This is a genomic window from Microbulbifer maximicatervae (SeqCode) (genome assembly GCF_056232625.1).
This window is the reverse complement of the sequence record NZ_CP174324.1, coordinates 2,359,679-2,372,392: the sequence shown is the minus strand read 5'-3', so window position 1 is coordinate 2,372,392 and position 12,714 is coordinate 2,359,679. Positions and strand designations below refer to the sequence as shown.

The following is a 12,714-nucleotide window of genomic DNA, read 5'->3' as shown; positions in this document are numbered from 1 at the left end:
AATAGAGTGTTTAACCTCCCGGTAATTATTGAAAGTGAATATAGTGGAAGTGTTTAAACAGAAAATGAAAATATCATTTGTGTTGACTCTGGTATTTTGGTCAATCACAGCTGACGCCGATATATTAAGTTCTCCCCGTTACTCTGAAGTAATTAGCCCAAGAAGCATGGAAGTAGAGGCTTATGATTCATTAAAGAAGTTTTCTTTTAGAGAGTATGAGGAAGGTATAAAGCGAACTGAATTTAATATGCTTGAAGTGGTGCACCAAGCCGTCGGTTGGCATCCATTAATTGCAGAAGCCGTTGGGAATCTCTATCAGCAGAGGCAAGGCGTCAAAGCTGCACGATCGGGATATTTTCCTCGATTGAATGCTGGAATTGTGGCCGGGAACGACTCCGAGTACAAAAGCGAAGGTGATGGACACGCGTTCCAGGTGAATATTTCCCAGATGGTTTATGACTTTGGCAAAGTATCTAGCAATGTTGACTTTGCCAAGGCTGGTGTACAAAGATCTCAGGCTGAAGTCCTCCAGTCTATTGACGAAGTTGCAAGGAGAACCGCAAAAGCGGCAATTGAGGTTCAGCGCTATCAGTCTCTGCTTTTAACTTCTGATGCACAAGTTAATGGCGTATCTGCTATTGCCGAGCTTGTACAAATTCGAAAGGAACGTGGAGTTAGTTCCCGCTCAGATGTGTTACAGGCGCAATCAAGAGTTGATGCTGCACAGGCATCTAAACAGCAAGTAGAAGCTTTGTTACGCCGATGGCGTACTACTTTACAGAATCTCACTGGCTTCCAATCTCCATTTCGGGTGGCTATGTATGTTCCTGAGGACGTCGCACAAGCGTGTGATGTCCAGTCTTTTGATTTGTCGTCAGTACCAGATGTACTTATTGCTGCCGCATCTAGAGCTGAAGCTGAGGCACAGCTTAAATCGGCAAAAGCAAATGCATGGCCAACCTTAACCCTTGATGGAAATGTGAATCAGTACTTGGATCAAAACTATGTTGATGCCAATGCACTTGATAGTAATGAGAAGGCGATTTTCTTTAATGTTTCCATGCCTATTTATCAAGGTGGAAAGATATCTGCCGGAAGAGAGGGGGCGGGTTATGCCTTGCTATCGGCTGATGCGGCGAGAGACTCGGCGCAATTATTTGTAACCCAAAAATATCGTGAGGCACAAGAAGAAGCTGAAGGGTTAATGCGTAGTTTGAGTTCGCTTAGCGCTAGGGAGAGCGCAATAGCTGAAACAAGGGATCTATATAAACAGCAATATTCTACACTAGGCACGCGGACTCTAATTGATTTGCTAAATTCAGAACAGGAGTTACACATTGCCCGCCAAGAAAAAAATAATACGATTTTTGATTTGCACCTTCTAAAAATAGATTGTTTACATAGTCGCGGTGGTTTGCGTGAGGCATTTAAACTGGATGGGACCGAGATTCAGGGTGTGGAGGTGTTGCCTTGAATGGAAGCCAATTAGATATTGCGGGTGAAATTGAAAAGCCATTTGCCAGCTCTAAAAATAATGCCACTAACGTTACTCCTTGGTGTGAGGCAATAATTTCTATTGCACGACATTATCGAATTGATTGCTCTTATGAAAGGGTCCGAATAGCTGGGAATTGGGGGGGGTATAACTCTATAGAAAGCGTTGTTAGGCAGATGGCGCGACAGGCCGGGCTTACGGCAAAGTTCAGCTCGTTCAATGAGTCTGCGATCAATTCGTGGCGTTTGCCCATTGTTGCCCAATTGGTTGATGGTCAGTTAGTTGTTATAGAGTCTGTATCCAAAGATATGGAACTGAGTGTTATCTACTGTGGCGATAAAGGTCTAAAGAGTGCGGTACATCTGGACGATTTAAAAAATAATGTTCTGAACCTGGCTATATTTCGTCCCAGGAGAACGGCAACAGACTCTCGTATAGATGACTATGTTAAGACTGAAGACAAGCACTGGTTTCGCCGGATTGTCCTTAGGGATTTGAAACCCTATTTTCATGTGATGATTGCCACAACAATTGCAAATTCTCTAGCACTAGCTGGAATTGTTTTTTCAAAACAGGTCTATGACAGAGTCATTCCCGCTGAGTCTTTTCCTACGCTTTACGTTCTATTTAGTGGTGTTGTAGTAGCAATTATCTTTGATTTTATTATGCGGACTATGCGAGTCAGGGTAACGGACTTGCTGGGGAAGCGTGCTGATATTCGTATGTCGGATTTGGTTTTTGGGCATGCTATTAGGGTTAAAGATCAAGCCAGACCAAAATCAACCGGTACATTTATATCTCAGATTCGAGACCTTGAACGCATAAGAGAATTATTTACATCTTCCACCGTTTTGGCTCTTGCAGATTTGCCTTTTTTTGTACTCTTCCTGTTTGTTATGTGGTGGATTGCTGGGAGCTTGGCACTAATACCTCTTGTAGCAGTTTTCTTGTTAATTATTCCTGGGTTGCTTCTTCAGCCGAGGCTTGCAAAGTTGTCGAAGGAATCTATTAAAGAAGGAGCGTTACGCAATGCAATGCTAATAGAAACGGTTCAGGGGCTGGAAGATATAAAAGCCATGCAGGCGGAACAGCGCTTTCAAGGGCAGTGGAATCATTTCAACGCAGTCACCGCAGATTCCAATCTAAAGCTGCGATATCTGGTTGGTGTTTTACTGAGTTGGACCCATAACGTGCAGTCATCAGTTTTTGCTGTAGTTGTGTTATTTGGAGCTCCGATGGTCATGGCTGGCGACATGACAACGGGCGCACTGGTTGCTGCCTCTATTCTTGGTTCGCGGATGATGTCACCAATGGCAAATATCACCCAGGTTTTAAGCCGCTGGCAGCAAGCCCGGTTTGCGATGAAAGGAATTGATCAAATTATGCAGTTACCGGTTGATAACCCAGAAGATGAAAAGAAAGTGCAGAAGTCCTCGCTTCAAGGAAATTATCACTTTAAACAGTCGGTTTATAACTATGGAGATGATACGTCTGATCCCGCTCTAGTTATTCCTGAATTAAAAGTTACTCAAGGTGAACGGATTGCAATATTAGGTCGAAATGGATCCGGTAAGTCAACGTTGCTACATGCACTATCGGGTTATATTGAGCCCGCTCGTGGTCAGTTACGGTTAGATGATGTCAGCTTGGCTCATATAGATCCCGCTGATGTAAGACGAGATATTTCTCTCCTTAGCCAAAAGACAGGGCTATTCCATGGGACTATTTATGAAAATCTTGTCTTAGGTTCTCCCAATGCCAGCGATGATGAAATTCTCGTCGCACTTAAAATGAGTGGTGCCGAGACTTTTGTGAGTAAGCTCCCGAAAGGCTTGGGATCTATGATTCAAGAAGGTGGCTATGGGCTGTCTGGAGGGCAAAAGCAGTCTCTGCTGATTGCTAGGATTTTATTACGTCAACCAAATGTTCTTTTGCTGGATGAGCCTACTTCAGCACTGGACGAAGCCACTGAGAAAAAATTTATTTGTGCATTATCAGATTGGAGTGTAAACAAAACAGTTGTTATTGCAACTCATAGAACTAGCATCCTTAGCTTTGTAGATCGAATAATTGTGCTGGATAGTGGTCGGGTTGTTCTCGATGAGCCAAAAGAAAAAGCACTCTCTATTCTTTCTCGACGGAAGGATTCTAAGAAGGATGAAGAAGTTTCCTAGAGGTTAGGATGGAGAAGCTGTAATGCCAATTCCAGATGACTTCGGTTTTCGCCGCGAACCAAAACGCATCGCTCTCTTAGATATTGATTCACAAAATGATGAAAAACAATATGAGGATGATATTGATGATGCATCTCTCGTACGCTCAGGAAGAATAGTTTGGGTATTTTTTTTATTGTTAGCCGCGTTGGTTTTTTGGTCTTACTTGGCCAAGGTTGATGAGGTTTCTTCTGGCGCTGGTAAAGTGGTTCCGACTTCGCGTTCACAGATTATCCAATCATTAGAGGGAGGAATACTGGAGGATCTTAAAGTTTCTGAGGGGGATATTGTCGAAAAGGGTGAAGTATTGGCGCAGTTGGATCCCACAAAATTACGTTCGAATGTAGAAGAAATATTGGCTCGCTACAGAGCTGCTTTGGCTAGTGTCGCGCGATTGAGTGCTGAGGTAAATAGTACATCGATTAAATTTCCTGAGGAACTGTCTTCGCATGCGGAGCTTATTGCTAAAGAAAGAAAACTATTTGATACGCGGCGGCGAGGATTAGCGGAATCGTTGAAAGGTTCAAAGGAAACCCTAGAGTTGGTCAATAAAGAGTTGTCTATTACCAAGTCGCTTGTCGAATCAGGGGCAGCCAGTAGTGTTGATCTTTTACGTCTGCAAAGACAAAAGTCTGAGTTGGAGACAAAGATAAATGAGATAAAATCTATGTACATGGTGAAAGCCCGAGAGGAGTTGGCAAACTTTAGTGCTGAAGTTGAGGCGCTGTCTTCTGTAGTTGAGGGGCGTTCTGACTCACTAATTAGACTTACTCACAAATCTCCTGTAAGAGGTATTGTTAAAGCTATTGAGGTTACAACTATTGGTGGCGTAATCCCCCCAAATGGAAAGATAATGGAGATTGTCCCACTTGATGATCAGCTTTTAGTTGAAGCAAAAATCTCTCCCAGGGATATTGCATTTATTCGTCCTGGGCAGGCAGCTAAAGTAAAAATTACTGCATACGACTATACGATTTATGGTGACTTAAATGGTACAGTGACGACTATATCTCCTGATACGATTCAAGATGAGTTTGTGCCAGGCGAATACTATTATAAGGTTTTCATCCTCACAGATACTGATTCTCTGGAAAATCATGAGGGTAATAAATTTCCGATAGTGCCAGGTATGATTGCAGCGGTAGATATAAAAACGGGTTCAAAAACTGTTTTTGATTATCTTATGAAGCCAATCAATAAGGCGGGTGAAGCGCTACGGGAAAGGTAATGGCGAAATGGTTAGCTAACTCATTGGTGCATATTGTTTTTGGCTTCTTTGGTCTTTCCAGCTTATCTCAGGCTGAGTCAAAAATTGTTACTCTTTCGGCTGAGGTCGCTATTACGAACTCTTCGAAGCAGGATATTGATGGTTATATTCAAAGACTTTCTATGCCTGTAGAGTATAGTTTGCAGCAGTCATTGAAGAAGGTTAGATATGATTATCCAGAAAAAATTTTTTATAAAAAGCATGGTGCAGGGGATTCCAAATACCTTGAATTTGCGTTGAGTATTCCTGCTGGAAGGACAGTTTCCAGGATTGTTGAGTTTGATTTAATGCTCACTTCATATGATTATAATCAATTGAGCAGGGGGCGAGACTTTTTTCCAAGTGGTGCTTACTTAGAGTCAGCGAGGTTTATCGAGTCAGATTCCACTCCAATTAAAAAGTTATCCTTTAAAATACAAAATACTTTTGAAGATGAAGAGAGTCGTTTGAGGGCAGCTTTTTTGGTTCCTCAAGCAATAATTAAATATAAAGTTCAGCCCACAAAAGGCGCTCTGGCGGGCCTTGAGTCAGGGGAAGGTGATTGTACTGAGCATGCGGCGCTTTTTGTCGCACTGGCACGCTCTATGGGGTATCCTGCAAGAGTTACTTCAGAGTTTCTTTTTTCCAAGAAAAAAAGATTTGATCAGCCTAACCATCATGCCGCTGAAGTTTTTATGGGTGGTCGGTGGGTGCCGGTAGATCCTAATTTGGCGCAGAAGCCTTATCTTGGATATGGTTTTGGTAAGGGTGGTATAAGTAAAATTGTTCTTACTAGAAATTTTTCATGGGTTTGGTCTAATTTATTTCCGGAAGATTTTAAAGGTAAAAAAAATAATGTTAGTGTTTCTGTTTTGTGGAGTTTGCAATAAATATTGAATTTCTGGATTCAATTATTTGTTATGGATGGGTTTAGTAAGGCGTGCAGTGGTATAGCGTATTGCATCTGTCGGCCAGATGTGTAAGTTTGATCTGTATCATGTTTTTCTTGAGTTGTCATGCGTTGGATTTTAAGTTTTATTCTACCTCTATGGGTTGTCCGGTTTTTTGAAGTTTTTCTAGTAGGATGGGGATTGAGCCAAAGTCGGAGTCTCTTCTGGATCCTTTGATAAGTATTAGGTCTGAATCCTGGGAGAAATCAGCTAGATAGTCAACGAGAGGTGAGGCCTCTGAAAAATGTGGTCCTAAAATTTCTTCCGGTAATAACTCCCTGAGAAATTTCATTTCCTCACCGTGTGTTATTACCCAGTTAACATTGCTGTTGAGTAAGGGGTGAGTGAGACTTTCATGCAATTCTTGTGCTTTTGTACCTAAATGGACAATGCGACCTAGTACCGCAATTCTTCGTCCATTATTTTTTATTTTACTCTGAGAAAATACTGAGAATGCATTAATCATGGAGCAAACTTCAGCGTTCCAGCTATCATCAATAAGTGTTAGGGATTTACCTTGAATGTTTAAATTTCTTCTTTTTAAATGTCCCTCATCAAGTTCTAGGTCAAGCAATCTATTTGCGCATTGGGCTAGGTCTTTATCTAGCGCATAAGCTGCACAAATAGCAGCTATGGCATTGTACATCATGCCAGTGCTGGGTGCGGGAACCTTTAATTCTAATCTTTGAGTTGGGAACTGTAGTGTGACATTGCTTCCAGTTTCATCGGCATCAATATTTATTATCTTAACATCTGCCCTTTCTCCTTTGCCAAACACTATTATTTTTTTAGCATATTTTTTTGCTTGCGAAAGAATATAGTCGAAGCACTTTAGGTGGTCCCCTAATATAGCTACTGAAGAATTCGTTAATCCGTCAAAAATGCACGATTTCCATTTCGCGGTGTCTTCAACTGATTTTATGCGATGGTTAGTTTGTGATAGACCAATTTCCGTAATTATAGATATAGTTGGTTTTATCTGCCTTGTGATGGGGCCTCGTTTCATCCATAATGCGCTCTGAGCCACTTCGATAACGGCAGCTTCATGGTCAGGATTTAGACTGGCAAGCATCGAAGGTGCGCCTACACGTGAGTTATAGTTACCTAAACTGGATAATATTTTTTCTTTAGGGCCCAGAATTTGCACAAGCATTTTTAGGGTGCTTGATTTTCCTGCAGTACCTGTAATGGCAATGACATCGCCTTGGAATCGTTTTCTGGCTGCTAATCCCAGCTCAATTATAACTTTTAATGGATCTTCAACTTGAAGTACAGGCAGTTCCTTAGGTAATCCATCTACAGGGTGGGAAACAATGGCGCCAGCAATACGATGTGCAAATTCAGGAAGGGTTTTATGGCAGTCAAAGTAATTGGCAGATGGCTTTGAGCGCTGTTCGTGAAAATCTCTGTCTTTACTTGTATGAGCAACAAATAAGACAGGCCCTACTGCTTGGTCTAAAAATCCACTCCCAGAAATTACGCTGCGAATGTACCAATTTTCAGGTGGCGGCGTTAGCCATTTTCCTCCAGAAACTAGTTCAAGTTGTTGAGCATTCCAAGTCTGCATAGGCGTATGTTGGTATACAGCCGGAGGAAAATCTGTTTTGTATGTAGGAATTTGTGGCGGCTTCTTAGAAAAGTTTAGCTGTGTAATCATTCCGCCAACAATTACAGGCTTTACTTGTTGTGTGTTGGAAATAACACCTACAGCAAGTTGAAGGTGAACAGGCTTAATTTGATTGGCTGCCGGGGCCCTTAACCCATAAAAGTCACGGTAGATTCTTCCTGGTTCCCATCGAGAAGTGGGTACTTGCCAATCACAAGGATCGTGGTCCATCGCCTTTCCCCAATAAGGCATAGATGTTTCTTTGATTGGGATCGCTCGAAAATCTAAACGGAAATCCTCCTTTACCTTTTTATCGGTAGTCCAAAATGACTCTACCCATAACATTTGTCTAGTCTTTATTTCACGCGGAAAAAATCTTACACCCAATAGTTTAAGTGGCCCGCATTTTATTGGGGGGATGCGAGCATCTAGGGGGACCTGGTCTACAGTCCAATTAGGGTTCAATGGACGCTTTTCTCTAATTACTTCTCGTTTGTAATGGGTTTTAAGAAGATGGGGAAGTTTACGGTATTGCCTGTCTGGAGGTGACAGTAGAATGGTTCCGCTACCATCTGGATTTAAGGTCAGGTGTGTCCCCAGCTCTGAGCAAGCTTTCGAAAATCGTTGCGTAAGATCTTTTGCTACATCTCCACTTAGTTGCTTACTGAAACCAAACCCAACACCTACGGGCACAAAAATGATTTTTTCTATTCCATTTTCGCTTAATTGGAGGCGAAAGATTCCACTATCGGCCAGGTTGCGTCGGACCGCATCGAACAAAAGATCTCCAGCATCGTGGATAATAGGTCTGTCCTGATAAATTTCAATACCTTGTAGGTTATGTGCGCTGGTACCTAATATACCATCTGCTCCGGCATCGATAATGGCGTGGCCAATGGTTATTTCATCTTCGCTGGGTTTTGATTCTCTGTTGTCTCCCCAATGAACAGCGACGAGCACGAGGTGTGCTTTTTTGCGCGCTGCTTCAATCCTAGGCTTTAGGTTATCAAGCCAGAGGTTGGGTATGGTAAGTGGTAGATGAGCACAGCCAGGCGTACTTGGACCTGCGGCAAAGCGGGGCTGAGTGGCATCAATAGAGAAAATGGCGATGTTTAGCCGACCGGCGGGACGATATACTGGGGTAAGTGCTTCTTCGATATTAATACCTGATCCAGCGTAACCGATACCGGTTGCATCCAGCCAGTGTTGCTGCTCCAAAAGTGCTTTGCTTCCATAGTCCCCACTATGATTGTTTGCAGTAACAACTACATCAATACCGGCTTCCATTAACACGGATAGCATTTCAGGGCGGGCTCGGTAATAGTATGGGGATGACTCTCCCTTACTGATTCCTTGTTCGCCCTCAGTCCCTATCACACACTCTAGATTCACTACGCTTATATCTGCGTTTTTTAGGGCAATAATTGTGCCGAGCACTTTCTCGGTTCCAAATTGTGCCGTGCGATAATGTTGCCTTCGTGCCAAGTTTACGTCCCCTCCCCAAGCGAGCACAGGCAATGACTTGTGTGAATTGGCAGCTGGTTCGATAAGCACTTCTTGGTATGCCTCATCAATATCCTCGGGTGCACTTTGGGGCGTAAGCAGGTACTTTCGATAGGCGACAAAACCAGATAGGTAGTGCTCGACATCATCGATACGGATTCTGAAGGCATGGTGCCGGATAAAGAAGCTTCCCAATATACGTTTGGGATTCTTGAAATACATAGCGAATTCAGGCCAGAAATACCCATTTAGAAGGTACATCGCACGCTTATGTAGTGCCCTGTAAAAGTGTTTTAGGTCTACCTGGTCAAGTAAATATTGGAACTCGGGCTCTTTGCCCAAGCGAGTTACCATCTTTTCCGCTGCCATCATTAATTCAAGCAGAGTAGGGAATGTGGTTATCCTATTCTCCACAAAATCCAAATAGCTGGCGAAGTTTCGAATACCGAACTGGTAGTACTTCTCTTCGGGGCGATAAAGGGTTAATTCATTAACGCAGTAGCTTAACCAATGATCGTGGGCGCGCCAGTGATTGGCTTGAATGAAATAATCAAATGCCTTTTCAACCAAATTTAGCCAGCGTGAATCTTTAGTAAAGCCATAGAGGCGCATCAAGCCAAAGGCAGCTTCACCGTCGTAATAGATGACCCTATGTTTATCTTTAACTTGAAGATCTGGAAATTCAAGAACATGGGAGAACTGCCCGGTGATTGAGTCCTGCATATACTCTATCCCAAGTGCTAATTGCTCCATCAGTTTGGAATACTTGTTGGTTTTCGTTGCCTCAGAGTACTTTACCAGGGCTAACAGTGATACTGCGTTGCCCCCTAGTTTTATTTCATTATTTGCCTCTACCAAAAAAGCTCCCTCAGCACCTGAGGGGAGGGTGGCGGTCTGAATTAGCTCTGTTGAAAGGTGTTCCAGTGATCGATGTATGGAGCTCATTAGAGCTTTGTCGCCAGTAACCTCCCAGGCTTCAATCATCGAATAAGTACTACTGGCATGTCGTAAGTTGTTATAGGTGTCGATCTTTCGGTCGAAACAGGCGTGCCAACCATAGTGGAAGGAGCCATTCTTTTTGACTTGAGAGCTTAAGTAGTTACTGCTGTTTCTAATCAAATCAGAGACAGTATTAGTATCTAATTTTTCTATGACACGTCGGCCGGCATCTAAACCGGGTCCGTAGAGGCAAACGGGCTGGCGCTTGGATTCACAGAAAATTCCCTGAGTTGAAAGCAAAAGCACAGTCTTTTCTTCCGAAAAATCCAGCTCGGTATTTATTCCGAATCTTTGCTTAGCGTAGGCAAGAAAATTGTTCTCATTAATAATGACATGATCAATCTGATTTCCGCCATAGAGCATGGCATTAGCATTGAGCTCTTGCTCCAGGAATGCTATTTCGCAGTCCATATCAAGTGCGAGGCCATAGCGGAAATACGACCTCTTGGTGTCTTTAAGGATTTCTTCCAAGCCTGCAAATGTCATTGTGCTTTTTTGGGTGACCCAATCGACACGTAACCAACAGGGTTCCATCTTGTGCGACTTTGCTGCCCTTTGGGTTGTCTTTGCTAAGGCTTGCCAGGCTTCCGAAATATCCGCCGCCGTTTTATGCTTCACGATGGCGCGATGCTTGGCATCACTAATTGAAAAAAACAAGGTATAGGGGGGGCGTTGCTTACCCAGTGCCTGCTCAACCTGAGCACGCACTTGAACGAGCATGTTGGATAGGGACATGTCGCGACTTATCTCTCTATTAAAAAAGCGTGGCAGTATTTTTTCTGCTGGTCGGCTCGGGTGCTTTTCCTGAACGAGTATAGACGGGGGGGAAGATTCTGCTTTTAGTGGTTTGTACTGAGGTGGTGGTGTGGTAAATATTTTTTTGTTTTATCTGTCAATTTGGGTTTTCAAAACAAATCTTGTCGGATAGTATTGGGTAACCGTATTCAGAATGATTGTTGTGCAACTCACTCAGATTATTCTCTATTAACCTGTAATTAACAGTTTGGGTTAATACCAAGGTTTAGCCGTAGGGCAGGAGCATTTTCTGCCAAGAAGGAAACCCGGGATCTTATCATCTCGGGTTTTTTTGTCGGTAAATATAGGTTGTTTGTCTCAAATTCATCTTGCTTACTGAAACTCTTCTTTGTCTGCTTCTTAATTTTCTGAGGTAGGCTGCTTGCCCTCCTCTGAAAGATGGGCACCTTGGCCGAATAGTGAAAGAACCTTCCGGGTTTGTATTTGTACCAATGTCTTGCGGGCACTCGCCGAGTGGCCTTGGCGCCATTCTTTTATCTGGAACCAGCCAACTTAAACCATACAGGACAGGTGCCTCTATCGATTTGTTGGCAGTGAATCTATTGGAGTAGTAACCATGAACGGGAAGTGGTGGAGAAGCTTGAGGAGCTTCCCTCCGTTAGTTTGGATTATTTTAATTGGCAGTTTTTTTAGCCGTGGAACTTATTTTATGGTCTGGCCTTTCCTGGCCATCCTTCTATTTGAAAAGTTTCACCTCGGCGCAGCTGAAATTGGTTTGATCTTAAGTGCATCTGCCGTCGGTGCTGCTGTGCTGGGCTTCTTTACCGGTGCGCTATCGGATCGCTATGGGCGTCGCAATATGCTATTGCTTGGCTGTATTGTGAGTATTTTTTCCTTTGCCTTGTTGGCTGTGACGCAAACCTTGGCAGGATTTATCTGTGCGATGACCCTGTGTGCTATTGGTCGCGCGGTGTGGGAGCCGCCGGCGAGTGCGCTGATAGGCGACTTAATTGACGATCAAGCCAGCCGTGAATTGGCGCTGCAATTCCGCTACTTCCTGATCAATGTGGGGGCGGCGCTGGGGCCGATTGTAGGTGTCTGGGCCGGTTTGAGTGCACAGCAATCCACCTTTGGGCTCACCTCTCTCAGCTACCTACTCTTAGCCCTGGCCTTTGTTTGGGGTTTTGCCAGAACTGAGAGCGGGCGTTTAGCGAGTAAACAAAGGGATGCGGGCGTATCTCTGGGAAATACGCTTTCGGTATTGCGCCGTGATCAGGTATTTCTGGTGGTGATTATTGCGAATATTTTAACGCTGTTTATCTATGCGCATATGGATTCAAGCTTGGTGCAATACCTCACCCGCGCTGAAGCGCCGGGATTGGTAGAGCTGATATCCAGCATGATCTTTGTTAATGCGTCGACGATAGTATTACTGCAGTTTCCCATTATGAAGTTAATGGGGCCGCTGGCCATTAACACTCGTATTGTGATTGGGTTGGGTATTTTGTCGATCTCCCAGATTTGGTATGCCCTAAATCCGGTAGATTGGTTTTGGGGTTGGCTCGGAGCGACTTTTATTTTGAGCCTGGCTGAGGCAATTTTGTTTCCAACCATGAGCATTCAAATTGACCGGCTGGCACCATCCCATTTACGCGGTACCTATTTTGGGGCCTCTTCCTTTTATGCCATTGGCTGGTCGATGGCGCCATTAATTGGTGGAGTGATTATTCAATGGTGGAGTGGCCCGGCCTTATACGGCTTGTTAGTGGCGTTATGTGGAGTCGTGTTTGTGCTCTATCGCCTTACCGAGTATCTGTCTCGACCTGAGTGGCCTGAGCCTGAGGGAACGGTAGTCGCGGATCGAGTCGCCAATGTCTCCTAGCACGGGATACAGAATTTAAGGACAAAAAAATACCCCCGCCAACTCTGGTTGACAGGGGTATTTT

General features: G+C 43.8%; 6 protein-coding genes. 5 read left to right on the top strand and 1 reads right to left on the bottom strand.

Annotated elements, in window-relative coordinates; all coding sequences use genetic code 11:
* Window positions 1–43: 43 nt before the first annotated feature.
* From ACJJI6_RS10355 to ACJJI6_RS10340, 4 genes are read left to right on the top strand one after another with little or no spacing between them, the layout of a single operon-like run.
* Complete coding sequence (locus ACJJI6_RS10355) at window positions 44–1,474, top strand: TolC family outer membrane protein (protein WP_475713322.1); 1,431 nt, start codon at window positions 44–46, stop codon at window positions 1,472–1,474.
* On the top strand, window positions 1,471–3,669 hold the full coding sequence (locus tag ACJJI6_RS10350; RefSeq protein ID WP_475713321.1) for a type I secretion system permease/ATPase: 2,199 nt from the start codon (window positions 1,471–1,473) through the stop codon (window positions 3,667–3,669). Before ACJJI6_RS10355 ends, ACJJI6_RS10350 begins: the two co-directional genes overlap by 4 nt.
* Before the next feature lie 22 nt (window positions 3,670–3,691).
* Window positions 3,692–4,936 carry a beta-barrel domain-containing protein gene (locus tag ACJJI6_RS10345; protein ID WP_475713320.1) on the top strand — a complete coding sequence of 415 codons (1,245 nt, stop codon included), beginning with the start codon at window positions 3,692–3,694 and terminating at the stop codon, window positions 4,934–4,936.
* Window positions 4,936–5,844: a transglutaminase-like domain-containing protein gene (locus tag ACJJI6_RS10340; protein ID WP_475713319.1), complete on the top strand. Its 909-nt coding sequence runs from the start codon at window positions 4,936–4,938 to the stop codon at window positions 5,842–5,844. The genes ACJJI6_RS10345 and ACJJI6_RS10340 overlap by 1 nt, the downstream gene beginning before the upstream one ends.
* 145 nt (window positions 5,845–5,989) lie before the next feature.
* On the opposite strand, the gene ACJJI6_RS10335 is transcribed toward ACJJI6_RS10340, so the two are convergent.
* Window positions 5,990–10,747 carry a CapA family protein gene (locus ACJJI6_RS10335; protein ID WP_475713318.1) on the bottom strand — a complete coding sequence of 1,586 codons (4,758 nt, stop codon included), beginning with the start codon at window positions 10,745–10,747 and terminating at the stop codon, window positions 5,990–5,992.
* Window positions 10,748–11,384: 637 nt separating this feature from the next.
* On the opposite strand from ACJJI6_RS10335, the gene ACJJI6_RS10330 reads away from it, so the two are divergent.
* Window positions 11,385–12,650, top strand: a complete 1,266-nt coding sequence (locus ACJJI6_RS10330; RefSeq protein WP_444915917.1) for an MFS transporter — start codon at window positions 11,385–11,387, stop codon at window positions 12,648–12,650.
* The last annotated feature ends 64 nt before the right edge of the window (window positions 12,651–12,714 follow it).

Excerpts from the sequence above, each read along its gene's own strand:
- ACJJI6_RS10345 (WP_475713320.1), top strand. The coding sequence starts at position 3,692 with ATGCCAATTCCAGATGACTTCGGTTTTCGCCGCGAACCAAAACGCATC.
- ACJJI6_RS10330 (WP_444915917.1), top strand. The coding sequence starts at position 11,385 with ATGAACGGGAAGTGGTGGAGAAGCTTGAGGAGCTTCCCTCCGTTAGTT.
- ACJJI6_RS10335 (WP_475713318.1), bottom strand. The coding sequence starts at position 10,747 with ATGTCCCTATCCAACATGCTCGTTCAAGTGCGTGCTCAGGTTGAGCAG.
- ACJJI6_RS10340 (WP_475713319.1), top strand. The coding sequence starts at position 4,936 with ATGGCGAAATGGTTAGCTAACTCATTGGTGCATATTGTTTTTGGCTTC.